A 15665-nucleotide genomic window follows, 5' to 3' on the forward strand; every position below is an offset into this window, starting at 1 on the left:
GGAGACACGCAGCATGTTAAACCTCTCCCGCTGGCTTCGCCACCTGTGGCTCGATCTGGGCGACACCCGCCGGGCGGTGCCCGACGACTTGGCCGAACGCCTCACTCAGCGCGTCGCCGCCAGCGAAGGGCGCCATACTGGTGAAGTGCGACTGTGTGTGGAAGCGAGCCTGCCGCCGGGCGAGCTTTGGGGGGTGGGCGCAGAGCGCCCGCTGGCTCAGGTGGTTCGGGACCGCGCGCTGGGCTGGTTTGGCCGGCTGGGTGTGTGGGACACCGAGCACAACAACGGCGTGCTCATTTACCTGCTGCTGGCCGAGCACGCGATCGAGTTCGTGGCCGACCGGGCGCTCGCCGAACGCGTGCCACCTGCGCAATGGCAGGCCATCGTGAACCGCCTCGGGGAGCAGCTGCGGGCGGGTGCGTTTGAAGACGGTTTGACCCAGGCGCTGGAAGAGGTCTCGGCCCTGCTGGTGCAGCACTTCCCGGCCGAGCCAGGCGCCGTGAGAAGGAACGAGCTGCCTGACTGCGTAGTTCGGGCCTGACACGGCGCTGCGCCACCGCACAAAACCGGGGCCGTTCGCGGCGGATCAACCTGGACCGGGTCAGCCCGATTTGCGCGCGTTTTTGGGCGGTGGGGTGCGGTTGTTCATGACCACCTGCAGCTCCTCTTGAAGCGCCTTGTTCATCTGGGCGAAGCTCCTGAGCTTGCGGGTGGTATCGCGCAGGCGGTCGGCCATGCGCTTGGATATCGCCAGCAGCAGGCGCGAGCCGACGCGCGGCTCGTCTTTGAGCAGGCGCATCAGCGCGGTGCGCGAAAGCACGGCGGCGTAGATCTGGGTGGTGGCGGTGCAGGTGGCAGACCGCGGTGACCCGTCGAGCACACCCATTTCACCGATCAAGTGGCCTGGCCCGATGATGTTGACCACCATGCTTTCCTGGTAGCCGTGCAGCTCGTTCTCCACCGCGATGTCGCCTTCGAGCACCAGCAGCATGTAGTCGTTCTGCCTGACCTCACCCTCCTGAATGAAGACAGTGCCGGCCGCGATGCGCTTGGGGCGCATGTAGGCCACAACCTTGAAGGCATCGGCCAGGGTGAGGTCATCGAGTGCGCTGGGCGTGACCAGCAGGCGGGCGGCCACCTCTTCAGGCGCCAGATCGGGACTTTCAAAGATGGAGGACATGGCGGCGGGTCAGCAAGAACGTTCGAGCGTTGCAAGACATTGTGCGCGCAGCGTTTGTTCCACCACAACGAAAAAAGCCGGCACAAGGCCGGACTTTCTCCTGGCGGCGCGCCAGCCAGTCATTTTTTCTGACGGTACTTGCGCAAGGCTGCGATCTGCGCCGCCATCACGGCCAGCTCCGAAGTGGCCTTGGCCAGGTCGATGTCGCTGGCGGCGTTCTTCACCGCTTCTTCTGCCTGACGGCGGGCTTCGGTGGCCTTGGCTTCGTCGAGGTCGTGGCCGCGGATGGCGGTGTCGGACAACACAGTGATGTGGTTGGGCTGTACTTCCAGAATACCACCGGCCACAAACACGAACTCTTCGCCGCCATCGGCCTTTTCGATGCGCACGGCACCCGGCTTGATGCGGGTGATCAACGGAATGTGGCCCGGCAGAATGCCCAGCTCGCCCGCCTCACCCGGCAGTGCAACAAACTTGGCATCGCCGGAGAAGATGGATGCTTCGGCGCTGACCACATCGACGCGGATGGTGCTCATAAGTACTCCTGTAAAAAGTCGAAGGAAAGCAAGTAATCGGGAGACTGGCTAGGCGGTGCACGGAAATGTGCTCTTGCACATGGAGCACAACAACAACGCCAGGCGCCCGAGTACGCCGCTTTAGGCGACTTTTTTGGCCTTTTCGAAGGCTTCGTCGATCGTGCCGACCATGTAGAACGCCTGCTCGGGCAGGTGATCGCACTCGCCACTGGTGATCATCTTGAAGCCACGGATGGTTTCGGACAATGGCACGTACTTACCAGGCGAGCCGGTGAAGACCTCGGCCACGTGGAACGGCTGGCTCAGGAAACGCTGGATCTTGCGCGCGCGGGCCACGGCCAGCTTGTCTTCAGGCGCCAGTTCGTCCATGCCCAGGATGGCGATGATGTCGCGCAGTTCCTTGTAGCGCTGCAGCGTGTTCTGCACGGTGCGGGCGGTTTCGTAGTGCTCCTGGCCCACGACCAACGGATCGAGCTGGCGGCTGGTGGAGTCCAGCGGGTCCACGGCCGGGTAGATACCCAGCGAGGCGATGTCGCGCGACAGCACCACGGTGGAGTCCAGGTGGGCGAAGGTAGTGGCAGGCGACGGGTCGGTCAGGTCATCGGCTGGCACGTACACGGCCTGGATCGAGGTGATCGAGCCCACCTTGGTGGACGTGATCCGTTCCTGCAGGCGGCCCATTTCTTCGGCCAGCGTGGGCTGGTAACCCACAGCGGATGGCATGCGGCCCAGCAGTGCGGACACTTCGGTACCGGCCAGCGTGAAACGGTAGATGTTGTCCACGAAGAACAGCACGTCCTTGCCTTCGTCACGGAACGACTCAGCGATGGTCAGGCCAGTCAACGCCACGCGCAGACGGTTGCCCGGAGGCTCGTTCATCTGGCCATAGACCATGGCCACTTTGGACTCTTCGAGCTTCTCCAGGTTCACGACGCCGGAATCGGCCATCTCGTGATAGAAGTCATTGCCTTCACGGGTTCGCTCACCCACACCGGCGAACACGGACAAACCCGAGTGCGCCTTGGCGATGTTGTTGATGAGCTCCATCATGTTCACGGTCTTGCCCACACCGGCACCACCGAACAGGCCCACCTTGCCGCCTTTGGCGAACGGGCACACCAAGTCAATCACCTTGATGCCGGTTTCCAGCAGCTCCTGCGAAGGGCTCAGCTCGTCGTAGGCCGGGGCCTTGCGGTGAATGGACGCGGTCAGCGCCTGGTCGACCGGGCCACGTTCGTCGATCGGCGTGCCCAGCACGTCCATGATCCGACCCAGTGTGGCCTTGCCCACGGGCACCATGATGGGGTTGTTGGTGTTGGAGACCACCATGCCGCGGCGCAGACCGTCGGACGAGCCCAGCGCAATCGTGCGCACCACGCCGTCGCCGAGCTGCTGCTGCACTTCCAGCGTCAACGCGGAACCTTCCATTTTCAGCGCATCGTAAATGTGGGGCATGTTGTCACGCGGAAACTCCACGTCCACCACAGCGCCAATGCACTGAACAATCTTGCCTTGAATCTGAGCCATGATTGAAACCTTCTCTTTTCTCTAAATACGGTTGATCGACAACGTCAAACGGCTGCGGCGCCCGCCACGATTTCCGAAAGTTCTTTCGTGATCGCGGCCTGACGGGTCTTGTTGTAGACCAGCTTGAGTTCACTGATGACGCTGCCGGCGTTGTCGGTGGCAGCCTTCATGGCCACCATGCGCGCCGACTGCTCGGACGCCATGTTTTCTGCCACAGCCTGATAGACCTGGGCCTCGACGTAGCGCAGCAGCAGTTCGTCGATGACCGCGGCGGCGTCGGGTTCGTAGATATAGTCCCAGTCGCGACCACCTGCGTCGTCCTGCAATTCGCCGGCGTTGAGCGGAAGCAGCTGTTCAATGACGGCTTCCTGCTTCATCGTGTTGATGAAACGCGTGTAGCAGACGTAGACAGCGTTGACACGACCTTCGGTATAGGCGTCGAGCAGGGTTTTCACCGGGCCGATCAGCTTGTCGAGGTGCGGTGTGTCGCCCAGACCCGTGGCGCTGGAGAGCACCTTGGCACCGATGCGGTTGAGGAAACCCAGACCCTTGTTGCCAATGGCCACGGCTTCGGCGCTCTGCCCTTTGGCCTGCAGGTCCTTCAACTGGGTGGTCAGCGCGCGCAACACGTTGGTGTTCATGCCACCACACAGGCCCTTGTCGGTCGTCACCACCACAAAGCCAGCGGCCTTGGCGTCGTTCTTCAGCATGAACGGGTGCGTGTACTCCGGGTTCGCACGGCTCAGGTTGCCGGTGATCTGGCGCACCTTCTCCGCATAAGGTCGGGCCGCACGCATGCGGTCCTGCGCCTTGCGCATTTTGGAGGCGGCGACCATCTCCATGGCTTTGGTGATCTTCTTGGTGTTCTCCACCGATTTGATCTTGCCGCGTATTTCCTTGCCTGCTGCCATAGCTGCTCCTTGTGAAGGTCAGTGGCTCAGTACGTGCCGGTTTTCTTGAATTCGGCAATCGCGGCGGCCAGCTGGGCTTCCGCGTCCTTGTCCATGGCACGATCCTTTTCCAGCTTGGTCAACAAGGCTGCGTGCTTGTCTTTCAGGTGGGCGTGCATACCGGCTTCGAAAGGCAGCACCTGCTTGATTTCGATGTCGTCCAGGTAACCCTTGTTGACGGCGAACAGCGTGGAGGCCATCAGTGCGATCGACTGCGGGCTGTACTGGGCCTGCTTGAGCAGTTCGGTCACGCGGGCACCACGGTCGAGCTGCTTGCGGGTGGCTTCGTCCAGATCGGAGGCGAACTGGGCGAAGGCGGCCAGTTCCCGGTACTGCGCCAGGTCGGTACGGATACCACCGGACAGGTTCTTGATCAGCTTCGTCTGCGCCGAACTGCCGACGCGCGACACCGAGATACCAGCGTTGATGGCAGGACGGATACCGGCGTTGAACAGGCTGGTTTCCAGGAAGATCTGGCCGTCGGTGATCGAGATCACGTTGGTGGGCACGAAAGCGGACACGTCACCGGCCTGCGTTTCAATGATGGGCAGCGCGGTCAGCGAGCCGGTCTGGCCCTTGACTTCACCCTTGGTGAAGGCTTCGACGTAGTCGGCGTTCACGCGGGCTGCGCGCTCCAGCAGGCGGCTGTGGAGATAGAACACGTCACCGGGATAGGCTTCGCGGCCTGGTGGGCGGCGCAGCAGCAGCGACACCTGGCGGTAGGCCACGGCCTGCTTGGACAGGTCGTCGTACACGATCAGGGCGTCCTGGCCGCGGTCGCGGAAGTACTCGCCCATGGTGCAGCCGGAGTAAGCCGACAGGTACTGCATGGCGGCAGATTCGGAAGCCGAGGCGGCCACGACAATGGTGTACTCCATGGCGCCAGCCTGCTCCAGCGCGCGCACCACGTTCTTGATCGACGACGCCTTCTGGCCGATGGCGACGTACACGCAGGTCATGCTCTGACCCTTCTGGTTGATGATGGCGTCAATCGCCACGGCGGTCTTGCCGGTCTGGCGGTCACCGATGATCAGCTCGCGCTGGCCACGGCCGACGGGCACCATCGAGTCGATTGACTTCAGACCGGTCTGGACTGGCTGGTCCACCGATTTGCGGGCGATCACGCCCGGTGCGACCTTTTCGATCACGTCCGTCATCTTGGCATTGACCGGGCCTTTGCCATCGATGGGCTGACCCAGGGCGTTGACGACACGACCGATCAGCTCGGGGCCGACCGGCACTTCCAGAATGCGGCCCGTGCACTTGACGGTATCGCCTTCAGAGATGTGTTCGTACTCACCCAGAATCACCGACCCCACCGAGTCGCGCTCGAGGTTCAGCGCCAGGCCGAAGGAAGGCACCCCATCCTTGTTGGCGGGGAATTCCAGCATTTCGCCCTGCATCACATCGGACAGGCCGTGCACGCGGACGATACCGTCGGTCACCGACACCACGGTGCCCTGGTTGCGCACATCGCTCGATGCACCCAGCCCCTCGATGCGGGACTTGATCAATTCAGAGATTTCGGCGGGATTGAGTTGCATGACTCTTTCCTTCTTTCGTTAAATGGGATGAGGGCGCGCCCGTGATTGGCAGACCGGCCGTCAGGCCGTGAGGGCCACTTTCATTTGATCCAGGCGGGCCTTGACCGAGGTGTCGAGCACCTCGTCGCCCACCACCACGCGGATTCCACCGATCAGCTCTGGCTGCAGCTTGACCTGCAGGTTGAGCTTGCGGCCAAACCGTTTTTCCAACACGCCCGAGAGACCTGCCAGTGCTTCGCCGTCCATCTCGAACGCACTGTACACAGTGGCGTCAGAGGCGCCCAGCTGCGCGTTCTTGAGCGCGCGGAACTGCTGAGCAATCTCAGGCAGCGCCGCCAGGCGACCGTTGTCGATCACCGTGCGCAGGAAGTTCTCCGCCATGGGCGGCAGCTTGCTTTTCAGCACGCCGCCCATCACGCCCATCACCTGCTCGGGCGTGGACTTCGGGTTGTCGGCGAACAGGCGCAGCTGCTCGTTGGACGCCACAGCGGCCAGCTCGTCCAGCCAGGAAGAAGCAGCGGCGACGTCAGCATGGACGGCCTGGTACAGCGCTTCAGCGTACGGTCGGGCAATGGTTGCAATTTCGGCCATGGTCTACCTGTGAATGCCTGGAAGGTTCAATCAGAACAAGGTTGAATCAGAGCTCGGTCTTCAGACGACCCAGCAACTCGGCGTGCACGCCCGCGTTGATTTCGCGCTTGAGGATTTGCTCCGCACCCTTGACCGCCAACGCAGCCACTTCTTCTCGCAGCGACTCGCGCGCCTTGACGATCTGTTGCTCCGCATCCTGGCGTGCGTTGGCCATGATCTTGGCCGCCTCTTCGGTGGCGCGGGCCTTGGCCTCTTCGATCACGGTTTGCGCACGGCGCTCCGCATCGGCCAGCCGGGTGGCGGATTCGTTGCGCGATTTGCTCAACTCTTCTTCCACCCGCTTGTTGGCCACGGCCAGCTCGGACTTGGCCTTCTCGGCTGACGCCAGGCCTTCGGAAATCTTCAGCGCCCGCTCATCAAGCGCCTGTGCAATGGGTGGCCACACGAATTTCATCGTGAACCACACCAGGATCGCAAAGACGATGGCCTGCGCGAAGAGGGTTGCATTGATGTTCATCGCAACGCCTTTCTGTGTGTTGACAAGACTGGAGACGCACCTGCTGCGGCGAGCGACCCGCTCGCCGTGTCGCCAAGGTCATGAGACCCCGGGAAACGGGCAAGCGAACAAGCCAGCACGACAGCAGACCCGATTACAGCGTGAAGGGGTTGGCGAAGGCGAACAGCAGCGCGATCGCCACGCCGATCAGGAAGGCAGCGTCGATCAGACCGGCCAAGACGAACATCTTGGTCTGCAGATCGTTCATCAGCTCAGGCTGACGAGCCGACGCTTCGAGGAACTTGCCGCCCATCAAAGCAATGCCAATCGAGGCGCCGATGGCGCCCAAACCCACGATAAGACCGCAAGCCAGTGCGACAAGACCCAGAACGTTTTCCATGATGACTCCTTAATTGGTCAAGGTTGAGAAAGAAACAGTGAGAACGAGAACCGAAAACTCAGGGCTGGAGAAACTCCAGCTCACTCAGTGAGCGTCATGCGCCTGCCCCAGATAAATCAGGGCCAACATCATGAAGATGAACGCTTGCAGCGTAATGATGAGGATGTGGAAAATGGCCCACACCGTGCCGGCAATCAGATGGCCGACAAAAAACAGACTGCCGCTGAAAGACAGCGCCGCGTAGCCACCGAGCAATGCGATCAGCATGAACACCAGCTCGCCCGCAAACATGTTGCCAAACAGCCGCATGCCGTGCGAGACGGTTTTAGCGACGAACTCAATCATCTGCATGGCGAAGTTGATGATGCCGAGCAACACCGCCCACAGCGGGTTCTTGCTGGTGCCGAACGGTGCGCTCACCAGTTCGTGCGCCCAGCCGCCCAGGCCTTTGATCTTCACGTTGTAGAACAGGCACATCAGAAGCACGGACACTGACAGACCCAGCGTGGTCGACAGATCGGCGGTGGGCACCACACGCAGATAGTCTTTGAAACCCATGGCAGGACCGACCGCGTGCCAGGTCGCCGGCAACAGGTCGACCGGGAGTAGGTCCATGAAGTTCATCATGAAAATCCAGAGGAACACCGTCAACGCCATCGGCGCGATCACCTTGCGGCTGGCCGCGTTGTGAATCAAGGCCTTGGCCTGGTTGTCGACCATCTCGACCAGCATCTCCACGGCCGCCTGGAAACGCCCAGGCACGCCGGCATGCGCTTTGCTGGCCGCGCGCCACAGCACGAAGCTGATCAGGATGCCGAGCACCACGGTCACCACCACCGAGTCGACGTTGATGACCGAGAAGTCCACGATGGACTCCTGCTTCTTGTTCGTCAGGTGAACGAGGTGGTGGCGGATGTACTCACCGGGGGTGGGTCCTTGACCTTCAGCAGACATGTTTGTTCGCACCAATCAAACGTTTTTTACCGAGCGCCGGGACTGGATCCAGAACCCAGCCCAGTACACCTTGAGCGTGACCACCAGCCCCAACAAAAGCCCCAGCCAACTCAGCTCGGGCACCACTTGGGGCGCCAGCCACAGCATCGCCACAGCCAGCAAAACCTTCACCCCCTCCCAAAAGAGGAGGCCCACAAAAGCAGCTTGCGCCACGCCTGACATCAAGCGCGACCAAGCGCTGGCAGTGAGCCCATACGCCATCAGCGCAGAGGGAACCACCACCGCAGCCGATCCGTAAAGCACAGACCAAGCCACTTGAACGCGCTGCGTCAGCAGCCAACTCAAACCACCCAGCAACAAACCGACCAGCAACTGCGCCCCGACCAGACGCCAGACCGACAACACCGGCTGACGTGCTCGCCACTGGGCTGCCTCTTCGGGCGTCAGCGGCTTGAATTCGGACTCGATTGCCTCACCTTCCCAGGTGCCTGAGGCTTGCTTTGTCGACTGGACCGGGGGCATTGTCGACATGAGAAATTACAGACGGGTTACAGACGCATGAGCCTAAGCACAGCCAACGATTATACGTAGAAACCCCAGCCCGCCGTCAAGGCGCTCCGTCCGGAAAGGACTTTGCCGCTCTCAGTCGGATAATCCTGTCATGAATACCCCTCTGGACACAGCGCTGGCCCACCTGCCGGGCACCCCTTGTTACCTCAATGGCCAGTACGGCCCGGTGCGCGACGCCAAAGTCAGCGTGCTGGACCGCGGTTTCATCTTTGGAGACGGGGTGTACGAGGTGCTGCCGGTTTACGACGGCAAGATCTTCCGTTTCGAGCAGCACATGGCGCGGCTGCAACGCTCGCTGGGCGAGCTGCGCATCGACAACCCGCTGGCCAGTGCCGAGTGGCTGGCGATTGCCCGGCGACTGATCCAGTCGCAGATCGACGGCGGTGGCTCGGTCAACCAGCTGGTCTACATCCAGATCACGCGCGGCGTGGCGGTGCGCGACCACGTCATGCCCCGCGGGCTGACGCCCACCGTGTTCGTCATGGTCAGCGACATGAAGCTGCCCGCGCCCGCGCTGCGCGAGCAGGGCGTGGCCTGCGTCACCGCCGACGACTTCCGCTGGCAGAAAGCCCACATCAAGAGCACCAGCCTGCTGGGCGCGGTGTTCTCGCGCCAGATCAGCGCCGACGCCGGCGCAATGGAGACGGTGATGTTCCGAGACGGCCTGCTGAGCGAGGGCGCGGCCAGCAACGTCTGGGTGGTGAAGAACGGCCGACTCATGGGTCCGCCCAAAGACCACCTGGTGCTCGAAGGCATCCGGTTCAGCCTGCTGGAAGACATCTGCCGCGAACAGGGCATTCCTTATGAGCTGCGGCGCATCACCCGCGCCGAGGTGCTGGACGCCGACGAGCTGCTGCTGTCGTCCGCGACCAAGGAGGTGCTGCCCATCACCCAGCTCGACGGCCAGCCGGTGGGCCATGGCGAAGGCCGCGGCCGGCCCGGCCCGGTGTATGCACGCCTGTACGCCGGCTATCAGCAGGCGAAGGCCTCGCAATCGATCTGAGGACACCCCCGTGCTCACGCCACCCGACATCCCGCCCGAGCGCTCGCTGATCGAGTACCCCTGCCATTTCCCGATCAAGGTGATGGGGGCGCAGGTGGACGGCTTCCTGGCCGCCATGGTGCACATCGCGCGCTCGTTCGACTCGAGCTTTGACGAGGGCACCATCGAGCAGCGCCAAAGCAAGGCCGGCAACTACCTTGGCCTCACGCTTTCGGTCTACGTGACCAGCCGCGAACAGCTTGACGAGCTTTACCGCACGCTGACCACGCATCCGATGGTGAAAGTCGTTCTTTGACCCCCCCGCGTCGCTTCGCGCTACCCGCCTGGGCGAGTCGATGCCTGCGGCCTCGCGGAGTCGGCTCCACGGCATCTTTAGAACGGCGACCCTTCGTTGCTCGGCCGTCACGCGCTCGGCGAAGCCATTTCTCCGGCATCGCTGAGCGGAGATCGTGGCTCGAACACCCATGCTGACCTTGCGCGCCCTGGGCCTCGTGGACTACGTGCCCACCTACGACGCCATGCAGGCCTTCACCGCCGAGCGCGGTACTGACATGCCGGATGAACTCTGGATCTGTGAGCACCCTCCCGTGTTCACGCAGGGTCTGGCCGGGCGGGGAGGCCATTTGCTGGCGACGGGCGAGATCCCGGTCGTGCAGACGAATCGGGGCGGGCAGGTGACCTACCATGGACCTGGCCAGGTGGTGGCCTATCCGCTGATCGACTTGCAGCGCGCAGGCTATTACGTCAAGGAATACGTGTACCGCATCGAGGAAGCGGTGATCCGCACGCTCGCCCACGTCGGCGTCACGGGCCACCGCGTCGCCGGTGCACCAGGCATTTATGTGCGGCTCGACGATCCGGGCAGTCATGCCCTGCTGCCGCAGCGGCCGCAAAAAACACAAGCCGGGCACACCAGCCCGGAGCCCGACTTCACCGGGCTGGGCAAGATCGCCGCGCTGGGCATCAAGGTCAGTCGGCACTGCACGTACCACGGCGTGGCACTCAACGTGGCCATGGACCTTCAACCCTTTGAGCGCATCAACCCCTGCGGCTACCAGGGTTTGCAAACGGTGGACCTTTCTACAATTGGAGTGGTCGTGTCATTCGATGAAGCGGCCCAATTCCTGGGTCACCAGCTCTCGGCCACCCTTGCCCCCTGAACCCTTCGCGCCACGCTCGCCCACGCCATGCCCCGCACAGACACCTCCCCCGCACCGGTCGACAACACCGTCCGCGAAGCTCAGCCTGCCGATCGATACGACGCCACCGCGAAACAGAAGAGCCAGGCCAAGACGGCTCGCATCCCGATCAAGATCGTGCCGGCCGAAGTACTGAAAAAGCCCGACTGGATTCGTGTGAAGGCGGGCTCTCCCACCACGCGCTTCTATGAGATCAAAGACGTGTTGCGTGCCAACAAGCTGGTCACCGTGTGTGAAGAGGCCAGCTGCCCCAACATCGGCGAGTGCTTCGGCAAAGGCACAGCCACCTTCATGATCATGGGCGACAAGTGCACCCGCCGCTGCCCGTTTTGCGACGTCGGCCACGGCCGCCCCGATCCGCTGGACACCGAAGAGCCGCTCAACCTGGCCAAGACCATCGCCCAGCTGAAGCTGAAATACGTGGTGATCACCAGCGTGGACCGCGACGACCTGCGCGATGGCGGCGCCGGGCATTTTGTGGAGTGCATCCGCCAGGTTCGCGCGCTGTCGCCGGGCACACAGATCGAGGTGCTGGTGCCCGACTTCCGCGGCCGTGACGACCGCGCGCTGGAGATCCTGAAGGCCGCGCCTCCCGACGTGATGAACCACAACCTGGAGACCGCGCCGCGGCTGTACAAGGAGGCGCGTCCGGGCTCGGATTATGCGTTCAGCCTCAACCTGCTCAAGAAATTCAAGGCGCTGTTCCCCGACGTACCGACCAAGAGCGGCCTGATGGTGGGCCTGGGCGAAACCGACGAGGAAATCCTGCAAGTCATGCGCGACATGCGCGCGCACGACATCAACATGCTGACCATCGGCCAGTACCTCGCACCCAGCGGTCACCACCTGCCGGTACGCCGCTACGTGCACCCGGACACCTTCAAAATGTTTGAAGCCGAGGCCTACAAGATGGGTTTCACCCACGCCGCCGTGGGCGCCATGGTGCGCTCCAGCTACCACGCTGACGAGCAGGCCAGCGGCGTGCTCAGCGCAGGCGCGAAACCCTGAGCTGTCCGCTGCCGTTCAGTCTCGGTAGGGCCCGCACTTGAGTTCAGGGCTGGGAATCTCGTTGCAGTGATCAAAGGCCTCTGGCTTGAGCCCGCCGCCCACGGTATGAAACGGACCAAAGCATTCCTGACTCTCGCGATACAGGCGCCACCAGGTGGCGCAATCGGTTGACTCTGTCACCTGCTCGACGGGGCGCTTGACCACAGACGGTGCTGGCGCTTGGGGCGCAGCGGGCGTTGGCGCTGCCATCGCTGGCGGCTCGGGCAATTCGGGTGCGTGCGCCCTCTCGCGTGCCGCTCGCTCTGCGGCTTCGCGCTGCTGCTCAGGGGTCAGCTCATACTGGCGGGTATCGACGCGGGTAGCATTGTTTCGGTACTTCTCAGGCACCACGTCCGACCAATGGGTGCGGCCCTGGTCATCTACCCAGCGGTAGATGTCACCAGCCTGCACCCCCGCCAGGGTGCAAAGCAGCAGCGCCGCGAGACACATTCGATGAGCCGTGAACATCCACACCTCCTGAGTGAGCCAACGTCAACTGGGTGGCGAAACCGTGTCTTGCTGCCACGTGTTCCCATGTACATTCACGCCTGCGCCACAGGGTGCAGCTTCTCCCACGCCGTGATCGCCTCGGCCGCGTACATCAGGGCCGGCCCGCCGCCCATGTAGACGCACACCGCGAGCATTTCCTCCAGCTCGGCACGGGTGCACTGAAGGCGGTGCAGGGCCTTGATGTGAAAGCCGATGCAGCCTGAGCAGCGCTGCGTGACCCCGATCGCCAGCGCGATCAGTTCTTTTTGCTTGGCGCTGAGCACACCATCGGTGATCGCCGCTTTCGCCAGCGCGCCGAAGCCCGCCATAGCCTCGGGCTGGGCCTTGCGAAACGGGGCCAGACTGTCGTTGATGTCCTGCATCAAACCACTGTGATCAAACGTTGCCATTGCATCTTGTCCTGTATGACTAAAAACCGAAACACGCTCGCTGCCCGGGCTCCACGCGAGGCCACGCCGACATGAGCGCCAACCTGCTCGCCCTGGGCGCGATCGTGCTATGGGCCTCGCTCGCGGCGCTGGGCGTGGCTCTGACGCATGTGCCTCCCCTGCTGTTGACCGGGTTGGCTCTGCTGGTCGGCAGTTTGATCGCATTGCCGCTGTCGCGCTTTGATTTCCGTCAGTGGCGCGTGCCGCCGATGACGCTGGCGGTGGGGGTGTACGGTCTGTTCGGCTACCACTTCCTGCTCTTCATGGCGCTGCAGAATGCGCCGCCAGTGCAGGCCAACCTGGTGAACTACCTCTGGCCGCTGGGCATTGTGGTGATGGCGCCGCTGTTTCTGCCCGGCGTGTCGCTGACCTCGCGGCACGTCTTTGCCGCCCTGCTCGGCTTTGGCGGCGCGGCGCTGGCCATTGTCGGCGGCCGACCGATGGAGCCCGGCGCCTCGCTGTGGGCCTGGGGCTATCTGCCCGCGCTGGCTTCCGCCTTCATGTGGGCCAGCTACTCCTTGCTGACCAAACGCGTGCGTGCCTTTCCCACCGCCGCCATCGGCACGTTTGCGCTGGTCTCCGGCACCCTCGCCCTGCTGTGCCACGCCTGGCTGGAGCCGTCAGTCTCGTTGACGGCGAAAGACCTTGCGCTGATCGCGCTGCTGGGCATCGGGCCGCTGGGCGGCTCCTTCTTTTTGTGGGACGCCGCGCTCAAGCGCGGCGACGCCCGCCAGATCGGCGTGCTGAGCTTCCTCACGCCTCTGCTGTCCACGCTGGTGCTGCTGACGATGCAGCGCGAAGTGCCCAGCCTGTCGGTGGGCCTGGCCGCCACGATGATCGTGGGCGCGGCGGTGATCGCGACCCGCAAGCAGAGTTAAGAATCCGCACCACAGTGAGGCGCGGGCACGCCCTTGATCAGTCCGCCATCAAGGCCGCCGGGTCCTCGGCGGCCAGCACGCTTTGCGCCCAGGCGCCGAGCTTGCTCGTGTCGCAGCGCAGGATTTGCTGCTTGATCGCAAGGATTTGTGCCGGGTGCATGGAAAAGCTGCGCAGGCCCAAGCCGATGAGCAGGCGCGTCATGGCTACGTCGCCGGCCATTTCCCCACACACGCTCACACCTTTGCCTTGCGCGCGGCATTGCGCGATGGTGCTGGCCAAAAGATGCAGTACAGCGGGGTGCACCGGGTTGTAGAGGTGGGCCACGGCCTCGTCGGCGCGGTCGATCGCCAGCGTGTACTGGATCAGGTCGTTGGTGCCGATGGACAGAAAGTCGAAATGGCGCAAAAACATCGGGATGGTGAGCGCAGCCGCTGGGACCTCGATCATGGCGCCCAGGCGCACCGGACCATACTCGGTGCCACTGGCGCTCAGCTGCTCGCGCGCCCGATCGATCAGGGCGAGCGTCTGGCGAATTTCACTGGCGTGCGCCAGCATGGGGATCAGCAGGTGGATAGGGCCAAAAGCCGCGGCACGCAGGATGGCGCGCAGCTGCACCAGAAACATGGCCGGCTCCGAGAGGCTCCAGCGGATCGCGCGCAGGCCCAGCGAGGGGTTGAGGTGATCCTCACCCGAGCGCACCGCCGCGCGGTCCAGCGGCTTGTCGGCACCCACGTCGACCGTGCGGATGGTCACCGGCAGGCCCTGCATGCCCTCGACGGCGCGCCGGTAGGCCTGGAACTGTTCTTCTTCGTCGGGCAGCTTGCCGCTGCGCCCCATGAACAGAAACTCAGTACGAAACAGGCCTACGCCGACGGCGCCAGCGTTGAGCGCAGCGGCCGTGTCCTGAGGCTGCTCGATGTTGGCCAGCAGCTCGATGCGCTGGCCGTCCAGTGTCACGGCTGGCGTGTTCTTCAGCCGCGACAGGCGTTCTCGCTCCACCTCGCCCTGGCGCTGCTTGGCGCCGTATTCGGCCAGCAGCACCGGCGAAGGATCGATCACCACCACGCCCTGATCGCCGTCGATGATGACCCAGTCGTCCTGGTTGATGAGGTGGCTGGCCGTGCGCGCGCCAACCACCGCAGGGATGTCCATGCTGCGCGCCACGATGGCAGTGTGGCTGGTCTTGCCGCCGACGTCGGTCACGAAGCCAGCAAACACACTTTGCTTGAACTGCAGCATGTCGGCCGGCGAGAGGTCGTGTGCGATCAGGACCAGAGGGACATCGACCGTCGGGTCGAGCAGCGCTTCGCTCGCCCCCCTGGTCGGGTTGGCCCTGGGCTCGACCACCGGAGAGCCCGCGCCGCGCATCACCCGCAGCATGCGCTCCACCACCTGCTCCAGGTCGGCCTTGCGCTCGCGCAAGTAGGGGTCTTCCATCTCGTCGAACTGCCGCGCGATCACCTCCAGCTGCGTGGTGAGTGCCCACTCGGCGTTGTAGTGCCGGTCAACAATCCAGGTCTTGACGCCACTGCGCAGCTGCTCGTCCTGCAACAGCATGAGGTGCACGTCGAGCAGCGCGCTGAGCTCGGGGTGGGCATCGGCAGGATCGAGCTCGTGCAGGTTTTTTTGCACCTTGTGAACCTCCTCCACCACCGCCTTGCGCGCGTCGCGCAGCCGCATGATCTCGGCTTCGACCTGCTCCGGCTTGACGAAGTAGTGCGCCACGTCGATGCGGCTGGACGCCACGATCACCGCCCGCCCGATGGCAATGCCCCGGGACACAGCAAGACCGTGAACGGTAAAAGTCATGAGGCGATTTTCAAGGCGGTGGGGTGTGGAGGCACCGGGCCA

The 15665-nt window shown here is 63.5% G+C and carries 19 protein-coding genes; 6 read left to right on the forward strand and 13 right to left on the reverse strand.

Annotated elements, in window-relative coordinates:
* The first annotated feature begins 13 nt into the window (after positions 1 to 13).
* Complete coding sequence (locus GPT34_RS04505) at positions 14 to 541, forward strand: TPM domain-containing protein (RefSeq protein WP_291010058.1); 528 nt, start codon at positions 14 to 16, stop codon at positions 539 to 541.
* Positions 542 to 601: 60 nt separating this feature from the next.
* On the opposite strand, the gene GPT34_RS04510 is transcribed toward GPT34_RS04505, so the two are convergent.
* From GPT34_RS04510 to GPT34_RS04555, 10 genes are all read right to left on the reverse strand, one after another.
* Positions 602 to 1180, reverse strand: coding sequence for a cyclic nucleotide-binding domain-containing protein (locus GPT34_RS04510; RefSeq protein WP_291010059.1), 579 nt, complete (start codon positions 1178 to 1180; stop codon positions 602 to 604).
* Between the two features lie 119 nt (positions 1181 to 1299).
* Positions 1300 to 1716, reverse strand: coding sequence for a F0F1 ATP synthase subunit epsilon (locus GPT34_RS04515; RefSeq protein ID WP_291010060.1), 417 nt, complete (start codon positions 1714 to 1716; stop codon positions 1300 to 1302).
* Positions 1717 to 1836: 120 nt separating this feature from the next.
* Positions 1837 to 3243, reverse strand: a complete 1407-nt coding sequence (gene atpD, locus GPT34_RS04520) for a F0F1 ATP synthase subunit beta (protein WP_291010061.1) — start codon at positions 3241 to 3243, stop codon at positions 1837 to 1839.
* A gap of 44 nt (positions 3244 to 3287) precedes the next feature.
* Positions 3288 to 4154 carry a F0F1 ATP synthase subunit gamma gene (gene atpG, locus GPT34_RS04525; RefSeq protein WP_291010062.1) on the reverse strand — a complete coding sequence of 289 codons (867 nt, stop codon included), beginning with the start codon at positions 4152 to 4154 and terminating at the stop codon, positions 3288 to 3290.
* Between the two features lie 26 nt (positions 4155 to 4180).
* Positions 4181 to 5737, reverse strand: a complete 1557-nt coding sequence (gene atpA / locus GPT34_RS04530; RefSeq protein WP_291010063.1) for a F0F1 ATP synthase subunit alpha — start codon at positions 5735 to 5737, stop codon at positions 4181 to 4183.
* 60 nt (positions 5738 to 5797) lie between these two features.
* Positions 5798 to 6328: a F0F1 ATP synthase subunit delta gene (locus GPT34_RS04535; RefSeq protein WP_291010064.1), complete on the reverse strand. Its 531-nt coding sequence runs from the start codon at positions 6326 to 6328 to the stop codon at positions 5798 to 5800.
* A gap of 46 nt (positions 6329 to 6374) precedes the next feature.
* A complete protein-coding gene (locus GPT34_RS04540; protein WP_291010065.1) occupies positions 6375 to 6845 on the reverse strand; it encodes a F0F1 ATP synthase subunit B in 471 nt (156 codons plus the stop codon).
* A gap of 133 nt (positions 6846 to 6978) precedes the next feature.
* On the reverse strand, positions 6979 to 7224 hold the full coding sequence (atpE, locus tag GPT34_RS04545; protein WP_291010066.1) for a F0F1 ATP synthase subunit C: 246 nt from the start codon (positions 7222 to 7224) through the stop codon (positions 6979 to 6981).
* An 84-nt stretch (positions 7225 to 7308) separates the two neighbouring features.
* Positions 7309 to 8178, reverse strand: coding sequence for a F0F1 ATP synthase subunit A (atpB, locus tag GPT34_RS04550; RefSeq protein ID WP_291010067.1), 870 nt, complete (start codon positions 8176 to 8178; stop codon positions 7309 to 7311).
* 15 nt (positions 8179 to 8193) lie between these two features.
* Positions 8194 to 8709: an ATP synthase subunit I gene (locus tag GPT34_RS04555; protein WP_363356276.1), complete on the reverse strand. Its 516-nt coding sequence runs from the start codon at positions 8707 to 8709 to the stop codon at positions 8194 to 8196.
* Between the two features lie 130 nt (positions 8710 to 8839).
* On the opposite strand from GPT34_RS04555, the gene GPT34_RS04560 reads away from it, so the two are divergent.
* From GPT34_RS04560 to lipA, 4 genes are all read left to right on the forward strand, one after another.
* Entirely contained in the window at positions 8840 to 9751 is a 912-nt protein-coding gene (locus GPT34_RS04560) for a D-amino acid aminotransferase (RefSeq protein WP_291010068.1), read from the forward strand.
* A 10-nt stretch (positions 9752 to 9761) separates the two neighbouring features.
* Entirely contained in the window at positions 9762 to 10046 is a 285-nt protein-coding gene (locus tag GPT34_RS04565) for a DUF493 family protein (protein WP_291010069.1), read from the forward strand.
* Positions 10047 to 10215: 169 nt separating this feature from the next.
* Entirely contained in the window at positions 10216 to 10911 is a 696-nt protein-coding gene (lipB, locus tag GPT34_RS04570) for a lipoyl(octanoyl) transferase LipB (RefSeq protein ID WP_291010070.1), read from the forward strand.
* A 27-nt stretch (positions 10912 to 10938) separates the two neighbouring features.
* On the forward strand, positions 10939 to 11958 hold the full coding sequence (gene lipA / locus GPT34_RS04575) for a lipoyl synthase (RefSeq protein WP_291010071.1): 1020 nt from the start codon (positions 10939 to 10941) through the stop codon (positions 11956 to 11958).
* A gap of 15 nt (positions 11959 to 11973) precedes the next feature.
* Here lipA and GPT34_RS04580 read toward each other — a convergent pair whose 3' ends face one another.
* Together GPT34_RS04580 and GPT34_RS04585 are read right to left on the reverse strand one after the other, a co-directional pair.
* On the reverse strand, positions 11974 to 12465 hold the full coding sequence (locus GPT34_RS04580; protein ID WP_291010072.1) for a DUF4124 domain-containing protein: 492 nt from the start codon (positions 12463 to 12465) through the stop codon (positions 11974 to 11976).
* Positions 12466 to 12539: 74 nt separating this feature from the next.
* Positions 12540 to 12896 (reverse strand): carboxymuconolactone decarboxylase family protein, encoded by a 357-nt coding sequence (locus GPT34_RS04585; protein WP_291010073.1) that lies wholly within the window; start codon positions 12894 to 12896, stop codon positions 12540 to 12542.
* 71 nt (positions 12897 to 12967) lie between these two features.
* On the opposite strand from GPT34_RS04585, the gene GPT34_RS04590 reads away from it, so the two are divergent.
* Positions 12968 to 13813: a DMT family transporter gene (locus tag GPT34_RS04590; RefSeq protein ID WP_291010074.1), complete on the forward strand. Its 846-nt coding sequence runs from the start codon at positions 12968 to 12970 to the stop codon at positions 13811 to 13813.
* A gap of 37 nt (positions 13814 to 13850) precedes the next feature.
* On the opposite strand, the gene ptsP is transcribed toward GPT34_RS04590, so the two are convergent.
* On the reverse strand, positions 13851 to 15623 hold the full coding sequence (gene ptsP, locus GPT34_RS04595) for a phosphoenolpyruvate--protein phosphotransferase (protein ID WP_291010075.1): 1773 nt from the start codon (positions 15621 to 15623) through the stop codon (positions 13851 to 13853).
* Positions 15624 to 15665: the final 42 nt, after the last annotated feature.

Origin of the sequence: Hydrogenophaga sp. (genome assembly GCF_011390835.1) — a bacterium.
In the GTDB taxonomy this organism is placed as follows: domain Bacteria; phylum Pseudomonadota; class Gammaproteobacteria; order Burkholderiales; family Burkholderiaceae_C; genus Hydrogenophaga.